The organism is Pseudomonas sp. AC255 (genome assembly GCF_979258175.1).
Map to the genome: position 1 here is coordinate 1,230,430 of NZ_OZ409841.1, position 16,111 is coordinate 1,246,540.

At 60.8% G+C, this 16,111-nt stretch carries 14 protein-coding genes and 1 pseudogene; 5 read left to right on the forward strand and 10 right to left on the reverse strand.

Going from position 1 to position 16,111, the window contains the following annotated elements; translation table 11 throughout:
• Nucleotides 1-106: 106 nt before the first annotated feature.
• On the reverse strand, nt 107-577 hold the full coding sequence (locus ACZZ0K_RS05835; RefSeq protein ID WP_217851858.1) for a hypothetical protein: 471 nt from the start codon (nt 575-577) through the stop codon (nt 107-109).
• Between the two features lie 454 nt (nt 578-1,031).
• On the opposite strand from ACZZ0K_RS05835, the gene ACZZ0K_RS05840 reads away from it, so the two are divergent.
• The gene (locus ACZZ0K_RS05840; RefSeq protein ID WP_252884626.1) at nt 1,032-1,967 is read left to right on the forward strand and encodes a chemotaxis protein CheV; all 936 of its coding nucleotides are present in this window, start codon (nt 1,032-1,034) and stop codon (nt 1,965-1,967) included.
• Between the two features lie 187 nt (nt 1,968-2,154).
• Entirely contained in the window at nt 2,155-2,961 is an 807-nt protein-coding gene (locus ACZZ0K_RS05845; RefSeq protein ID WP_258707016.1) for an MOSC domain-containing protein, read from the forward strand.
• A gap of 72 nt (nt 2,962-3,033) precedes the next feature.
• On the opposite strand, the gene ppnP is transcribed toward ACZZ0K_RS05845, so the two are convergent.
• The 8 genes and pseudogenes from ppnP to ACZZ0K_RS05885 all read right to left on the reverse strand — a co-directional run bounded on the left by ppnP (nt 3,034) and on the right by ACZZ0K_RS05885 (nt 12,365).
• Complete coding sequence (gene ppnP, locus ACZZ0K_RS05850) at nt 3,034-3,318, reverse strand: pyrimidine/purine nucleoside phosphorylase (RefSeq protein ID WP_024013687.1); 285 nt, start codon at nt 3,316-3,318, stop codon at nt 3,034-3,036.
• A 71-nt stretch (nt 3,319-3,389) separates the two neighbouring features.
• On the reverse strand, nt 3,390-3,932 hold the full coding sequence (locus ACZZ0K_RS05855; protein WP_024013686.1) for a 3'-5' exonuclease: 543 nt from the start codon (nt 3,930-3,932) through the stop codon (nt 3,390-3,392).
• 70 nt (nt 3,933-4,002) lie between these two features.
• The gene (locus ACZZ0K_RS05860; RefSeq protein WP_258707015.1) at nt 4,003-5,964 is read right to left on the reverse strand and encodes an acetyl/propionyl/methylcrotonyl-CoA carboxylase subunit alpha; all 1,962 of its coding nucleotides are present in this window, start codon (nt 5,962-5,964) and stop codon (nt 4,003-4,005) included.
• 121 nt (nt 5,965-6,085) lie between these two features.
• Nucleotides 6,086-6,880 carry an enoyl-CoA hydratase/isomerase family protein gene (locus ACZZ0K_RS05865; protein ID WP_258707014.1) on the reverse strand — a complete coding sequence of 265 codons (795 nt, stop codon included), beginning with the start codon at nt 6,878-6,880 and terminating at the stop codon, nt 6,086-6,088.
• Nucleotides 6,877-8,034, reverse strand: coding sequence for a citronellyl-CoA dehydrogenase (atuD, locus tag ACZZ0K_RS05870; RefSeq protein ID WP_056788533.1), 1,158 nt, complete (start codon nt 8,032-8,034; stop codon nt 6,877-6,879). The genes ACZZ0K_RS05865 and atuD overlap by 4 nt, the downstream gene beginning before the upstream one ends.
• A 30-nt stretch (nt 8,035-8,064) precedes the next feature.
• Nucleotides 8,065-9,681: a geranyl-CoA carboxylase subunit beta gene (gene atuC, locus ACZZ0K_RS05875; protein WP_150742496.1), complete on the reverse strand. Its 1,617-nt coding sequence runs from the start codon at nt 9,679-9,681 to the stop codon at nt 8,065-8,067.
• Nucleotides 9,682-9,684: 3 nt separating this feature from the next.
• Entirely contained in the window at nt 9,685-10,569 is an 885-nt protein-coding gene (locus ACZZ0K_RS05880; protein ID WP_073472477.1) for an SDR family oxidoreductase, read from the reverse strand.
• A 12-nt stretch (nt 10,570-10,581) separates the two neighbouring features.
• Nucleotides 10,582-12,365, reverse strand: a pseudogene (locus ACZZ0K_RS05885) (acyclic terpene utilization AtuA family protein).
• A 184-nt stretch (nt 12,366-12,549) separates the two neighbouring features.
• On the opposite strand from ACZZ0K_RS05885, the gene ACZZ0K_RS05890 reads away from it, so the two are divergent.
• The 3 genes from ACZZ0K_RS05890 to ACZZ0K_RS05900 all read left to right on the forward strand — a co-directional run bounded on the left by ACZZ0K_RS05890 (nt 12,550) and on the right by ACZZ0K_RS05900 (nt 15,163).
• A complete protein-coding gene (locus tag ACZZ0K_RS05890; protein WP_463559015.1) occupies nt 12,550-13,173 on the forward strand; it encodes a TetR/AcrR family transcriptional regulator in 624 nt (207 codons plus the stop codon).
• Nucleotides 13,174-13,266: 93 nt separating this feature from the next.
• Complete coding sequence (locus tag ACZZ0K_RS05895; protein WP_217851629.1) at nt 13,267-14,064, forward strand: substrate-binding periplasmic protein; 798 nt, start codon at nt 13,267-13,269, stop codon at nt 14,062-14,064.
• Nucleotides 14,065-14,149: 85 nt separating this feature from the next.
• Nucleotides 14,150-15,163 carry a GNAT family N-acetyltransferase gene (locus ACZZ0K_RS05900; protein WP_258707012.1) on the forward strand — a complete coding sequence of 338 codons (1,014 nt, stop codon included), beginning with the start codon at nt 14,150-14,152 and terminating at the stop codon, nt 15,161-15,163.
• 136 nt (nt 15,164-15,299) lie between these two features.
• Here ACZZ0K_RS05900 and ACZZ0K_RS05905 read toward each other — a convergent pair whose 3' ends face one another.
• Nucleotides 15,300-15,854, reverse strand: a complete 555-nt coding sequence (locus tag ACZZ0K_RS05905) for an RNA polymerase factor sigma-70 (protein ID WP_008088195.1) — start codon at nt 15,852-15,854, stop codon at nt 15,300-15,302.
• Nucleotides 15,855-16,111 lie beyond the last annotated feature (257 nt).

The window sequence follows — 16,111 nt, forward strand, 5'->3', positions numbered from 1 at the left end:
GATGGCGGCACCTGAAAATTAACCGTTGGTCGGGCTGATTATTTGCCCCGGATTGTCGCTTTCAGGCACGAAGTATTCATTTACGACAATATCGCGACTTACCGGCTCAAGCCTGGCGCGCGGTAAAGGATGAAGAGAGCAAACGTTTGCTCACCATCTTGGGCTCGAACGAGGTTTGGCCCATTTGTGCCGCGAAGGCTTCGAGCAGATCAGTCTGTTCGCTTTTATCCAGGGTCAGCTGCCCGGTCTTGGGATCGACCAGCTCGAGCTGCCACGCCATCAAGGTCAGGCAGTCGCGTAACGCATCGAGGGCCTGCTCGTGCAGATCGACGTGGTCCTGCTGCAAATTGAGCAGGCTGTAGATGTGCAGGGAAAACTCGGAGATCGCTTCCAGCGCCAGTGCTTCGGCCCGGCCGGCCAGCTTCAGCAGAGTGCCGAGCATGCAGTCGATGGCATCCTTGTCATTGCTGATCAGTTGCAGATGGCTCAGGCATTCTTCGGACTTGGCGAGAAGCGTTTCGGCCTCGACCAGAAATTCGGGGAAGCGTTGCGCCCAGTCTTTACGGTCGATTGGCATGTTCATCTCCACCACGTCGTGTTGGTTGACGGATGGCCGTGTGTGGCGACGATCGTGAATCGTCGGCAGATCGCGCCCGGCGGTGCAGGTGCACGGACCGAGGGGTTCCAGAGGGTGGGTTGCCACTGAATTGCGATCGCACACAATAGCCTGACTCCGTTCATGCAATGAGAATGGCGTCACAGTAATGGCTATTGGAAATGGCGAATATCAGGTTGGGCCTGATTGATCCTAGGGGAATCCCTTAGGCGCGGGAACCTAACGTGCAAACCGAGGTCGCGCCGCAATGAATCTAGCAGATGAAATCACGATTGCCAGTAAAGCATGATGTCAGTGTGACATCAATGGCCGTTTGTGGCATTTTTAGCGACGTGCTTTACAGCAATCAAGATTAGCTGAATGCAGCCGATAAACCCCCATAGTGAATTCATCAGAACAAGCCCAGGAGTCATTGATGGCCGGCATTCTCGACACGGTAGACCAACGCACGCAACTGGTGGGTGAGAATCGCCTGGAAATCCTCATGTTTCGCCTGGCCGGACGCCAGCTGTTTGCGATCAACGTGTTCAAGGTTCAGGAAGTTTTGCAACTGCCCAAGCTGACCCTGATGCCGCAGCGTCATCCTTTCGTCTGCGGCGTGGTCAATCTGCGCGGGCAGACCCTGCCGGTGATCGACCTTTCCCAAGCAATCGGTATGCGCCCACTGGTGCCGGGCCCGAACAGCACGATCATCGTCACCGAATACAACCGTTCGGTGCAGGCCTTCCTCGTCGGCGGTGTCGACCGCATCGTCAACATGAACTGGGAAGCCATTCTGCCGCCGCCGACCAGTGCCGGCCGCCAGCATTATCTGACCGCGATCAGCAAGGTCGACGATCAACTGGTGGAGATCATCGACGTCGAGAAAGTCCTCGCGGAAATCGTCCCGTACAATGCCAAGGTCTCGCGCGAGAAACTCGACGATCCGGTACTCGAGCGCGCCCGTGGCCGCGAAGTGTTGCTGGTGGATGATTCCAACGTGGCGCTTTCGCAATTGCGCGATACCCTCGGCCAGCTCGGGGTGAAAATGCACATTGCCAGCGACGGTCTGAAAGCCTTGAACATGCTCAAGGCCTGGGCCGATACCGGCGTGCAAATGACCGATAAACTGCTGATGATCTTCACCGATGCGGAAATGCCGGAAATGGACGGCTATCGCCTGACCACGGAAATTCGCAACGACCCTCGCCTGCGTGGCCTGTATGTCGTGCTGCACACCTCGCTGTCCGGCAGTTTCAACGACTCGATGGTGAAGAAGGTTGGTTGCGACAACTTCCTTTCCAAATTCCAGCCGGACAAACTGGTCGATGTGGTGCGCCAGCGTCTGATGCTCGACGCCGTGCCGGCCTGAAACACGCACATTTTGCTTCCTGTGGGAGCCTGCTCGCGAAAGCGCAGGGTCGGACACATTGATGGTGAATGTGCCGGCCTCTTCGCGAGCAGGCTCGCTTCCACAGAACTGTACTTACATTAATGACGGCTTTGATTCGGTATCGAAGCTCGTATAGGGTGGCGTTTTTCCTCCAAGGAAGCTGGCCATGCTGCGTCTGAGCGCGCTTTATCGTTACCCGTTGAAATCCGGCAAGGGCGAAATCCTGCAAAGCATCGAGCTGGACAAGCTCGGGCTGGCGGGCGACCGACGCTGGATGCTGGTGGACGAGGCCAGCGGGCGCTTTCTGACCCAGCGTGCCGAAGCGAAGATGAGTCAGTTGTCGGCGTTGTGGAATGTCAGCGGCGGTCTGACCCTCAGCGCTCCCGAGCAGGGTGCTATCGAAGTCGCGCTGCCCGCTGCCGACGCCGAGCTGCGCGGTGTGACGATCTGGCGTGACACCCTGCGGGTGCCGGACGCCGGTGATCAAGCCGCGCGGTTTGTCAGCGACTTCCTCGGCAAGCCGACACGCCTGGTGCAGATGCCGCTGGAGCGGGCACGTACCACGCAAGCGGGTTTCGGCAAGGATGACGATCAAGTGGCGTTCGCCGACGGTTATCCATTGCTGCTGATCGGCGAAGCCTCGCGGCTGGCGCTCTCGGAAACGGTAGGGCGAGAGCTGGAGATGCTGCGCTTCCGTCCGAATCTGGTGATCGAAGGCAGCGCGCCTTACGCCGAGGACCAATGGAAACGCATTCGCATCGGCGATATCGAATTCCGCGTGGTCAAGCCGTGCGCGCGTTGCATCATGACCACTGTCGACCCGCAAACCGGTGAGCGCAGCGCCGATCGCGAGCCGTTCGCGACGTTACAGAAACATCGCTCAACCGCCGATGGCGCGATGTTCGGACAGAATCTGGTCAACGACGGCAAAGGCCGCCTGGAAGTCGGCATGCCGGTGGAAATCCTCGAATAGGTTGTCGCTGAAACGAAAAATGCCCGGGTCTTTTGGACGCGGGCATTTTTTTGCGCTGTGAAACCGTCGGGATCAGCCGCGGTATTCGCACAGGTAAGCGGTATCCACTTCGACTTTCAGCTGAAACTTGCTGTTGGCCGGGACGTTGAACTGGCTGCCGGCGGCGAAGGTTTCCCAGTCGCTGCTGTCTGGCAGTTTTACGCTCAGCGCGCCGGAAACCACATGCATGATCTCGCGCTGGCTGGTGCCGAATTCGTATTCGCCCGGGGCCATGACGCCAATGGTCGCCGGACCTTCAGCGGTGCCAAAGGCGATCGACTTGACGGTGCCGTCGAAGTACTCGTTGACTTTAAACATGGGCGGATTCCTCGAAAAGGGCTTAAAAGGGGGCGGCCAGTATGCACAAGGCTTTTCGCGCCGTCACGCGTCTAAAGCGGCAGGACCAGCGGCAATAACCGTGCGGTATTGCGGGCATCTTCCAGTGCGCGATGTTGTTGGCCGTTGAACTGCATGCCCGCCAGTTGCAACGCGCCGTTGAGCCCCAGCGGTCGTTCCAGGCGCCGGGCCTTGGCGAAGCGCTGTTTGAGGTTCATGTGCGGGACTTTGCTCAGGCCGCTGTCGATGTTCAGGCGCTGCCACTCCTGGAGCAACTGCTGGCGATCGTAACCGCCCCAACTGGCCCAGCCTTCAAGGCGAGCCTGATGCTGCGCCAGCCAACGCTCAAAGGCCGGCCAGACTTCGCTCAGCGGTTGCGCCGAATCGATGTTGGCCTGAGTGATGTGCGTCAGCTCCCGACAGAATGGCGTCAGCAATGGCCGGCGGGTCGGTTTGACGAAGCGCTGGAAGTGATCCTGCTCGCGCCCGGCGCGGTCGACCAGGGTCGCACCGATCTCGATTATTTCCATCTCCGTGACCGGCCAGCCACCCTCGTCTGTGGTGGCTTCCAGATCTATGACCAGCCAATGGGGCATCGCAGGGTTCCTGATTTCCGCGTTCTGATTTATCAGAGCGTAGTCAAACCCCGCGCTTGTGCCTGGGCGACTACTCGACCTGCAACAGAACCTGACGATTTTTTACCTGATCGCCGACCTTCACTTGCACCCGTTTGAGCACGCCATCGATGCCGGCCTTCAGCGGATGCTCCATTTTCATTGCCTCCAGCACCACCAGCAATTGACCCTTGCTGACGGTACTGCCTTCGCAGACCAGCACGTCGACAATGGCACCGTCCATCGGTGCTTTGAGGGTGCCGGAGGCGACGCTGGTCTGACTGTCGATCGGCGCATGAGTTCGATCCTCCAGGCGCAGGCTGCCTGGATGGGTGAACAGCCACAGCTGCCCATCGTGCAGACGGTAGGCATGACGCTGGCGCAGGCCGTCGATTTCCATGGTTACCGATTGCGCGGTGTGCTTGATGATTTTCAACTCCAGCGTGCGTTCGCCCAGCTGCACGACACATTCGCCGGATTTGCGCGCCAGCACCGACAGCGTCCAGTCCTGCTCGTCACTGCCGAGTCGATAGTGCAACGGCACGCTCGCGTTGTTGCGCCAGCCATTCAACGGGGCGCGATGGGGCAGGGCGCTGGCCTGATAGAACAACACCACAGCAATCGCCAGTTGCTCCGTCGTCGGCACATAAGTGTTGAGGCTGGCATGGCTGGAAAAATGGTGCTGGATGAAGGCGGTGCTGAAATCGCCGCTGATGAACTGCGGATGTTGCAACAGGCCCTCGAGCAAACGTTGATTGCTTTGCACGCCGAGCAGCACGGTGTCCCGCACCGCACGCAACAGCTTGCGCCGCGCCTCTTCGCGGGTTGCACCGTGGGCGATCAGTTTGCCCAGCATCGGATCGTAGAACGGGCTGACCGACTGACCTTCAAGCAGACCGTGATCGATCCGTGCGCCGTGATCAGAAGCCGGCTGCCATGCCGCAATTCGGCCGGTTTGCGGGAGAAAATCCGCAGCGGGATCTTCAGCGTAGAGGCGCACTTCCATGGCGTGTCCGTCGAGACGGATCTGCTCCTGGGTCAGCGGCAGCGGCTGGCCCTCGGCAACCAGCAGTTGCCACGCGACCAGATCGAGGCCGGTGATCATTTCCGTTACCGGGTGTTCGACCTGCAGGCGGGTGTTCATTTCCAGAAAGTAGAATTGCCCGCGCGCGTCGAGCAGGAACTCCACGGTGCCGGCGCCGACGTAATCCACCGCGCGCCCGGCCTTGAGTGCTGCTTCGCCCATGGCCTGGCGCAGCTCGGCGGTCATCACCGGGCACGGCGCTTCTTCGATGACTTTCTGATGGCGGCGCTGGATCGAGCAATCGCGTTCGCCGAGATAGACCAGATGCCCGTGCTGGTCGCCGAACAGTTGCACTTCGACGTGGCGCGGGTTGATCAAGGCCTGCTCGAGAATCAACTCGTCACTGCCGAAACCGTTCATTGCTTCGGACCGCGCGGTACGCAGTTGCGCCGCCAGTTCGCTGGCCTCGTGCACCAGACGCATGCCGCGTCCGCCGCCACCGGCGCTGGCCTTGATCATCAGCGGATAACCGATGCGCTCGGCTTCGGCCAATAGGGTCGCGTCGTCCTGCGCTGCGCCTTGATAGCCGGCAATGCATGGCACGCCCGCGTCGAGCATGGCAATTTTCGACAGGCGTTTGCTGCCCATCAGTTCGATCGCTTCGACGCTGGGGCCGATGAAAATCAGCCCTGCCTCGGCGCAGGCGCGGGCGAAATCGGCGTTTTCCGAGAGAAAGCCGTAGCCCGGGTGAATCGCATCGGCGCCGCAGCGTCGGGCGGCGTCGAGGATCGCCGCAATGTTGAGGTACGACTGCTGCACCGGCGCCGGGCCGATATGTACGGCTTGGTCGGCCATTTGCACGTGTAGCGCATCGGCGTCGGCGTCGCTGAACACGGCGACGGTGCGATAACCCAGCGCCTGGGCCGTGCGCTGGATGCGGCAGGCGATTTCACCGCGGTTGGCGATCAGGATTTTGTGGAGGGTGGGCATGGTGGGGTTCCTGAGTTTTTTGGCGTTGAATGTGATGGCCTCATCGCTGGCAAGCCAGCTCCCACAGGTTTTTTGAGCGAATGAAAATCCGTGTGGGAGCGGGCTTGCCCGCGATGCTTTTTCAGGCCCACCCCGGTTTGCGTTTCTGCATGAATGCCATGGTCCCCTCGATTCCCTCGTCTCCGGTCACCGCCGCGCTGAACCACTGCGCCGCCTCATCGAGCAATGCACTCGACGGCTGTCCGGCACTCGCCAGCAACAATTTTTTCGTCATCGCATTCGCTTCCGGTGCGCAGCGCAGCACCTGTTGCAAGACCTCATCCAGTCGCTCGGCCAACGCTTGCGCATCCTGTTCAACGAAATGCACCAGCCCCAATCGCTGCGCCTCAGCGCCATCGAAACGCGCCGCCGTCAGCGCGAGTCGGCGGGTTTCGGTCAGGCCGATCCGTTGCACTACAAACGGTGCGATTTGCGCCGGGATCAGGCCAAGGCTGGTTTCCGGCAAGCCGAACTGCGCCTTGTGATCGCTAATCGCAATATCGCTGACGCAAGCCAGGCCGAAGCCGCCGCCGAGCACGGCGCCTTGCAGCACAGTGATCAGCACTTGCGGCGCATGTTGGGCTTGTTCCAGCAGCGCGCCAAACGCCCGGTTCAACTCGCGGTAAGCGTCCGCGCCCTGAGCCCGGGCATTGGCCATGTCCTTGATGTCGCCACCGGCGCAGAAGTGCCCGCCGGCACCGCTGAGCACCAAGGCCCGCACTGTGCGGTCATCACACACCGCCGCCAGCACCGCGCGCAGTTCGGCGACCATTTGCAGGCTCATCGCGTTGCGGCTGTCCGGGCGGTTGAGGGTGATGTGCAGTACGCCACCATGCAGTTCCAGCAACAGCGCCTGGCAATCGGGCAGGTTGCTCATTTCTTTTTCCCCGGCAGGATGCCCATCAGTTTGCAGATGATCCCCAGCATGATTTCGTCGGCGCCGCCGCCAATCGAGACCAGGCGCACATCGCGATAGGCGCGGGCCACCGGGTTGTCCCACATGAAGCCCATGCCGCCCCAATATTGCAGGCAGCTGTCGCTGACTTCACGGCCGAGGCGTCCGGCCTTGAGCTTGGCCATCGATGCCAGGCGCGTGACGTCCTGGCCTTTGATGTATTGCTCGGTGGCCTGATAGACCAGGGCGCGCAAGCATTCGATTTCGGTCTGCAATTCGGCGAGGCGGAAGTGGATCACCTGGTTGTCGATCAGCGCGTTGCCGAAGGTCTTGCGCTCCTTGCAGTACTCGATGGTGCTGTCGATGCAATATTCCAGGCCCTTGATCATGTTCGCCGCGCCGAACAGACGTTCTTCCTGGAACTGCAGCATCTGCATCATGAACCCCGCGCCTTCATGGCCGATGCGGTTGCGCTGGGGCACGCGCACGTTGTCGAAGAACACCTGCGCGGTTTCCGAGCTGCGCATGCCGAGCTTGTCCAGGTGCGAACTGAGGCTGATTCCCGGGGTGTTCATCGGCACCATGATCAGCGACTTGTTGATGTGCGGCTTGTCGTCCGAGGTGTTGGCCAGCAGACAGATGAAATCGGCGCTCGGCGAGTTGGTGATCCACATCTTGCTGCCGTTGATCACGTAGTCATCGCCGTCCTTGCGTGCCGTGGTTTTCAGCCCGGCGACATCGGAGCCGGCGCCGACTTCGGAAACGCCGATGCAACCAACCTGTTCGCCGGTGATGGCCGGGCGGAGGAACTCTTCGCGCAGTTCATCGGAGCCGAAGCGCGCCAGCGCCGGGGTGCACATGTCGGTCTGCACGCCGATCGACATCGGAATCCCGCCGCAATGAATGGTGCCGAACTCTTCGGCGGCGACGATCGAATAGCTGTAGTCGAGGCCCATGCCGCCGAATTTTTCCGGCTTGGAAATGCCCAGCAGGCCCAGCTCACCGGCCTTGCGGAAAATTTCGTGGATGGGAAAGCGTCCGGCCTTTTCCCACTCTTCGACGTGCGGGTTGATCTCGTGCGTGACGAACTGGCGGACGGTGCGGCGCAGGGCTTCGTGTTCCGGGGTGAAGATCATTGTTGTTGTTCTCCGTAGGATCCGTGGCGGTCAGAAGCGGCTGACGCCGAAGCTGTTGGGTTGCAGCTTGCGCGTGTCGGCTTCGTGGCAGATATCCAGCAAGTAACCGAGAAGGGTGCGGGTGTCGCGCGGGTCGATCAGGCCGTCGTCCCACAGGTTGGCGCTGCCGTACAGGGCGGTGGATTGGCTGTCGAGTTTCTGCGCGGTCATCTGTTCGAGCATGTCGAGCATTTTCGGATCGGGCTCGATGCCGTCCTTGAGCTGTTTGGCTTCGGTAACGATGCGCAAGACCTTGCCGGCCTGTGCACCGCCCATCACTGCCGTGCGGCTGTTGGGCCAGGCGAAAATGAAACGCGGATCGAGCCCGCGTCCGCACATGGCGTAGTTGCCGGCGCCGTAGGAACCGCCGACGACGATGGTCAGTTTAGGCACCCGTGCGTTGGCCACCGCTTGAATCAGTTTCGAGCCGTGCTTGATCACCCCTTGCTGTTCCGATTCGGTGCCGACCATGAAACCCGTGGTGTTATGAAAAAACAGCAGTGGTGTCTGGCTCTGGTCGCACAACTGGATGAACTGCGCCGCCTTGCTCGCACCTTGCGGGGTGATCGGGCCGTTGTTGCCAATGAAGCCGCAGGCGCGGCCCTGGATTTTCAACTGGCCGCAAAGGGTTTGCTGATCGAACTCGCCTTTGAACTCGAGAAAGTCCGATTCATCGGCAATCCGCGCGATGATTTCGCGCACGTCGTAGGGCTTTTTTGCATCGTCCGGGATCAGCCCGAGCAGTTCGTCGATGGGGTAGAGCGGTTCTTTGAATTGCGGCTCCGGCAGCCACGGCAACTGCTCGTTCCATGGCAGCATGCGCATGATGTCGCGGACCTGGCGTATGCCGTCAGCGTCGTTTTCAGCGAGATATTCGGCAGTGCCGGCGACTTGCGCGTGCATTTCGGCGCCTCCGAGTTCTTCATCGGTGGCCACTTCTCCGGTCGCCGCTTTGAGCAACGGTGGGCCAGCGAGAAACAGCTTGGCCTTGCCGCGCACCACCACCACGTAATCCGACAACCCCGGTTGATAGGCGCCGCCTGCGGTGGCCGAGCCGTGCACCACGGTGATCTGCGGCAAACCCATTGCTGACATGCGCGCCTGATTGGCGAAACTGCGCGCGCCTTCGACAAAGATCTCTGCTGCGTAGTTGAGATTGGCGCCGCCGCTTTCGGCGAGGGTGATCATCGGCAGTTTGTTTTCCCGCGCGATCTGTTGCAGGCGCAGGGATTTTTTCAGGCCGCTCGGCGAGATCGTGCCACCCTTGATCGCGCTGTTGTTGGCGACCACCATCGCGCGGATGCCGCAGACATAACCGATGCCGGCAATCAGCCCGCCACCGGCCGAACTGCCGTCCTTGTCGTCGTGCAACTTGTAGCCGGCGAGGCTGGCCAGTTCGAGGAACGGCGCACCGGGGTCGAGCAACAGGTTCAAGCGCTCGCGGGGCAACAGTTGCCCGCGTTTGCTGAATTTTTCTTTGGCTTCGGCGGCCTTGTTCAACAGGTTCTGTTCGAGCTGCTGCACCTGCTCGATGGCGGCGAGCATGGCCGCGCGGTTGCGCGCGAACGCTTCGCTGTGCGGATCGAGTTGCGACTGAATCTGCGCCATGGCTTATTCCTTGTCCTTGAGCACGTCGGGACGCAACACTTCTGGTAAATACGCGCGGTGGAAACCATTGAACGATTCGCTGTGGCTGGCCTTGTGCAGCGGCCAAGCGCGACTGCCGAGGCTGGCGGCGCCGTCGATTTTCACTGTGGTGCCGCTGATGAATGCCGCCGCCGGGCTGAGCAGAAACACGATCGCCGCACTGACTTCCGATTCGGTGCCGATACGCTTGAGCGGCACATGCTCGCGCAGGGTCGGAATCACCGCTTTGAATGCGCCTTCGTAAGTGTCCATGCCGCTGGACGCAATCCAGCCCGGCGCCACGGCGTTGACCCGGACCCCGGCGTAACCCCACTCAAACGCGGCGGTCTTGGTGAAATTGTCCATGCCCGAACGCGCTGCCCCCGAGTGGCCCATGCCGGGCATGCCGCCCCACATGTCAGCGAGCATGTTGACGATGCTGCCGCCATGTTTGCTCATCGACTGGTTGAACACTTCGCGGGCCATCAGAAATCCGCCGACCAGATTGGTCCGCAGCACGGTTTCGAAGCCCTTCTGATTGATCGAGGCCAAGGGCGACGGGTATTGGCCGCCGGCGTTGTTGACCAGGCCGTGGATCGGCCCGTGTTCGGCGATCAGCTCTTTGACCAGTTGCTTGACCGCTTCTTCATCGCGGATATCGCAGGCCTTCCAGTGCGCGCGGCCGCCGTCCTCGGTGATTTCGGCGGCGACTTTTTCGAGCTTTTCCGGCTTGCGCCCGACCAGCAGCACATTGGCGCCGAGCGCCGCCAGTTCATGGGCGGTGCAGCGACCGATGCCGCTGCCGCCACCGGTGACAATCAGGTTCTGGCCGCTGAACAGATCGGCGCGGAAAATCGACGCGTAAGCCATGCACACCATCCTCTAGTCGAGCTGTTCGGCGATGCTCTGCGGCACCGGAATCTGGATTTCCAATAGTTGCTGGGCGAAGGCTTTGCCCTGCGGGTCGATGCGCAGGCTGGCGACACCGCCACCGCCAAGGGCGTTTTCCAAAAGAAAATTAAGGCTGTGGGTGCCGGGCAGATACCAGCGTTCGACACGCCCGAGAAGCGGATCGAGGACGTGACGCATCCAGTCGACCACCACCGAGGTGGTCAGCGCTTCGGCGATCCACGGCAGGTAATCGGGATGGCGCGGCATCACGCCGATATTGCTGTGGTTGCCCTTGTCGCCGGAGCGCGCCACCGCCAGTTTCACCAACGGCACACTGGCATCGGCGCGGCCCTGGGGTCTGGGCGGCTGATGGGCGAGTGGCAAATCTGCGCTGTCGAGGGCCACCGGGTCGGGCAGGGCGCACGGATGACGCTCGCCTGCGATGTCGACTTGCAGGGTGCAGGCGCTTTTATCGATGAGGAAAGAGAACAGACGGATGAGGGGGTATACGGTCGGACGACCGCCGACGATGCCGGTCAAGCCCGGCGCCATGCCGGTCGCGGCCTGGGCGATCTCTCTGGAAAACAGTACCAGTGCGCGTTTGTCGGGATGGCGCACGGCGATTTTGATCACCACTTCACGGCTGTCGCGGCGCTGGCCGTGGGGGCCGTAGGTGGCTTCGCTGCCGAGCAGTTCGACATGGGTTTCGCTGTACGGCGCCCAGCCGCGCAGGCTGAACATCTCGGCGGTCTTGTCGATGATTGCCTGACTGACCCGCCGTGCCTTGTCCACTGCGTCGATGCCGGCCATCAGGCAACTGGCGGTGCAGCGAAAACCGTCCGGGTACGTGGCGCTGACCTTGTATTTGTCGGTAGGCGGCAGGCCTTTGGCACCGTGCACGTGCACGACGTTTTTGCCTTGTTGCTGGATTTTGACCTGAGTGAAATCGCAGATCACGTCGGGTAACAGATAGGCCTGCGGATCGCCGATTTCGTAGAGCATCTGCTCGCCGACCGTCAATGGCGTGACCAGTCCGCCGGAGCCTTCGGGTTTGCTGACGAGGAACTGGCTATCGGCGCTGACCTCGACGATCGGAAAACCGATGTGCTCGTAATCCGGCACCTCGCGCCAGTCGGTGAAATTACCGCCGGTGCACTGCGCGCCGCATTCGATGATGTGCCCGGCCAGTGCGGCCTGGGCGAGTTTGTCGTAGTCATGCCACGACCAGCCGAATTCGTGAACCAGCGCCGCGCTGACCACGGCGCTGTCGACCACCCGGCCGGTAATGACGATGTCGGCGCCCAGGCGCAAAGCTTCGACAATCCCCGGCGCGCCGAGGTAGGCGTTGGTCGACACGCACATCCGCGGAAGTGGCGCGCCGCTGAACATTTCCCGGATGTCTGCGGGGTGTTTGAGTTGTCCTTGCAGGTCATCGCCGAGCAACACGGCAATCTTCAGCTGGACCCCAGCCTGGTCGCAAGCCGCTTGCAGGGCCGCCGCGCAAGCCTGCGGATTGACCCCGCCGGCATTGCTGATCACGCGGATCTTCTGTTCGGCCAGTTGCGTCAGCAGCGGCGCCAGCACTTCAACGAAGTCACCCGCGAACCCGGCCTGTGGGTCTTTAAGACGCGCACCAGCCATGAGCGACATGGTGATCTCGGCCAGATAATCGAACACCAGATAATCCAGGTTTCCGCTGGAGACAAGCTGGGCGGCAGCGGTGGAGGTGTCGCCCCAAAAGCACTGGCGCAGCCGATTCGCACGGTGGTTGGCATTTTTATCTCCGACTCAGGGACCTGCGACAGAAGTGTCTGGAGGCTACCAAGCAAGCGCTTGGTTTGTAAACAGGCGAAACATTCTTCTGCCCAAGCGCTTGCTTGGTGCCCGCGCGCGGCTTAAATTGCGCGCAACCCTGCGGTTACAGGGGGCAACACACTGATCGACTGTAGGAGAGAACGGGTGTACGAGCAAAAAGCCCTGCGGGTCATGCGCGAACTGGTCGACCAAGGCCAGTTGACCGACCCGGACAGCGCCCGTGGCAAATTGCTGCAAGTGGCGGCTCACCTGTTTCGCAACAAAGGCTATGAGCGCACCACAGTGCGTGATCTGGCCAGTGCTGTGGGCATTCAGTCGGGAAGCATTTTTCATCACTTCAAAAGCAAGGATGAAATTCTCCGCGCGGTGATGGAGGAAACCATCCGCTACAACACCGCGTTGATGCGCGCAGCCTTGGCCGAGGCGAGCGATGTGCGCGAAAGGGTGCTGGCACTGATTCGTTGCGAGTTGCAGTCGATCATGGGCGGCAGTGGCGAGGCGATGGCCGTGCTGGTGTACGAATGGCGCTCATTGTCCGAGGACGGTCAGGCTAAAGTCCTCGCTTTGCGTGATGTTTATGAAGACATCTGGTTGCAGGTTCTGGGCGAGGCCAAGGACGCCGGCTTTATTCGCGGCGACGTTTTTATTACCCGACGTTTCCTTACCGGCGCACTGTCCTGGACCACCACCTGGTTCCGTGCCGGCGGCAGTTTGAGCCTCGATCAACTCGCCGATGAAGCGTTGATTCTGGTCCTCGAAGCGCGTTGAACGGTTGTCGGACCAGCCGGGAAACTGGCTAAGTCGGCGAAACCGCCTAGCTTGAATGCATTGATCGCTATTTTTTTCGGGGAGTGGGGTGTTTTGAAGTCTTCGCCAATTCGGACAGCCGCCGGGCTGCTGCTCGCTGCGCTGGCTGCGTTATGGGTATTGCCCGCTCAAGCAGCGCAATTGGTCCGGGTCGGCGCCGCGCATTTCCCGCCTTATACGATTCGCCCGGAAAACGGCGCCGATACCGGCCTGTTGCCGCAATTGGTCGAGGCACTGAACCGCTCGCAGAGCGACTATCAGTTCGTCCTGGTGCCGACGTCGATCCCGCGCCGCTTCGGTGATTTCAAGCAAGGCCGCATCGATATGGCGATCTTTGAGAACCCCGAGTGGGGCTGGAAAGACATTCCCCACGACGACGTCGACATGGGCCTGGAAGACGCCGAGATTTTCGTCGCGCAACGCGAAGACGGCCGCCAGCAAAACTACTTCTCGAGCCTGTCGGGCAAACGTCTGGCGCTGTTCAGCGGTTATCACTACGAATTCGCCGACTTCAACGCCGACCCGAAATATCTCGCGAAAAACTACAACGCGACGCTGACCTATTCCCACGACAGCAACCTGCTGATGGTCCTGCGCGGGCGCGCCGACATTGCCCTGGTCACCCGTTCCTATCTGTTCGATTACCTGCTGCGCAACGAGAAGGTCCGCGATGAGCTGTTGGCGTCGCAGCGTACCGATCAGATCTATCACCATTACGCGATTCTGCGACCAAGCGCTCCTATCACCGGCGAAGCCTTCGGCAACCTGTTGCAGCGTTTGCGCGACAACGGCGAATTGCTGAGGATTTTCGAGCCCTACAGGATTGCCGTGATGCCGGCGCCTCATCACTGAAGCGCTAATTGCCTCTCGCGCTTAAATTTCCCCTCCCGGCTCACGTCACTTCGTTGAACTGTCGACGATTACGTGAGCCCGACCCATGTCCAATCTGAATGACCTGACTGCCCTGGCGTTGCCCTCGGGCAGTCGATTGATCGCTGATGCTACCGAGAGCCGGCTGAGCCTGAGCCTGGACGGGCAACCGCTGATTCGGCTGCGCCTGGACCGCGAGGCCAATGGCCCGATCCAGCTTGATGAGCGTTTTGCCCTGCCGCCCGGCCACGCCTTGTGGGCAGCCTGTTATTGGCTGTTCGCCCGTGACCCGGCGTGTCAGCAGTTGATCTGGCAACTCGATCAGCCACCGACCGAAGCCTTGCGCAGTGGTTTGCTGATCAACACCGAAGTCGCCGGCGAATATCGCTGCGAGCGCACGCTGTTCTGGCAATTGCCGCAGCCGTGGCTGGGCACTTCACTGACCGGCAGCTATCCGCAGCAAATGGTCATCAGCCACGGCAGGCGCCATCCGCTGCGACCGGTGAAACCGCGCGGTGAAGTCTATCGGCGTTTCGATGCGCGGCTCGGCGCGTGGATTTCCTTGCGTACGCTGGAAATCGAAGAAGATCTGTCGCGCTTCAATCGCTGGCAGAACAGCCCGCGCGTGGCGAGTTTCTGGCAGGAGGAGGGCAGCCTTGAGCAGCATCGCGAATACCTCGGCAAGCTCGAGGCCGATCCGCACACGCTGACGCTGATTGGCTGTTTCGATGACCAGCCTTTCGCTTACTTCGAAGCCTACTGGGCCAAGGAAGATCGCATCGCGCCGTTCTACGATGCCGGCGATTACGACCGTGGCATTCACATGCTGGTCGGCGAGGAAAGTCATCGCGGCCCGCACAAAGTGGCGAGCTGGTTATCGGCGCTGGTGCATTACCTGTTTCTCGATGATCCACGCACCCAGCGCGTGGTCGCCGAGCCGCGTGCCGACAACGCGAAGATGATCGGACATATGCACAACCAATGCTTTCACTGCGAGAAGGAATTCGATTTTCCGCACAAGCGCGCGGCGCTGATGATTCTGGGGCGGGAGCGGTTTTTTGATCGGTGCCGGTTGGCCTGATGTGTTCGGCCTCGGAATTTCGTTGGGTCTGAGGCCGCTTTCGCGAGCAGGCTCGCTCCCACACTGGGTTTGTGTCGTTGATCAAACCCTGTGGGAGCGAGCCTGCTCGCGAATGGCTTGACGCAGAATCCGGATCCTAACGACGACCGGCAATCACCGCATCCCGCCGACTGCCCGAGACCTTGCGGCAGTGCACCAAAGCATCACGAATCATGAAGTTGACCAGGGTGGGCGATACGCCCAGTTCCTTGGCGATGTCTTTCTGCGGCACGCCGTGCAGACGGTACATCTCGAAGGCATAGCGGGTGCGGCTGGGCAGTTCGGTCAGCGCATCGGCGATGTGTTCCAGAGTCGAGAAGTTGATGTGCGAAGTTTCCGGCGAAGCGCCCTGAATCACCACGTTCAAGCCTTCCTCTTCCGGGCCTGAGTATTTCTGTTCGAGCGCCTGCTTGCGGTAGTGATCGATGGCGAGGTTGCGCACGATCTGGAACAGGTAGCTCAGCTGAGCCTTGATCGACGACGTGATCGGCGGGGCCGATTGCAGTCGGAAAAACGCATCCTGAACCACGTCTTCGGCACGAGACCTGCAACCGGTAATGCGGGCTGCAATCTTGACCAGAATCAGTCGATTGTCGACGAATGCCTGAAGTAGCGGTGAATCGCACCTGCTTGTGGATACTTGTTCCGTCATGGAAATCACCTTGCTGCCAATAGGTTAGTGGGAGGGCCTCGGGGGACGGCGCCGTCCTACACATCGAGCGACAAATTATGTTGAATGATAATGATTGTCAAATGAGAAAGAGAAGTAGTGCTGTAAGTCGATGTGTTTTGCGAACTGCGACACGCCGCCGCACCCTGGCCCCGCTGGACGTCGCGCCTGCCGACTAATTATTTCCCCACTCCATCCGTTCTCATTGGTGAATGGCCCGGGTGCAGATCCCCGGCCTC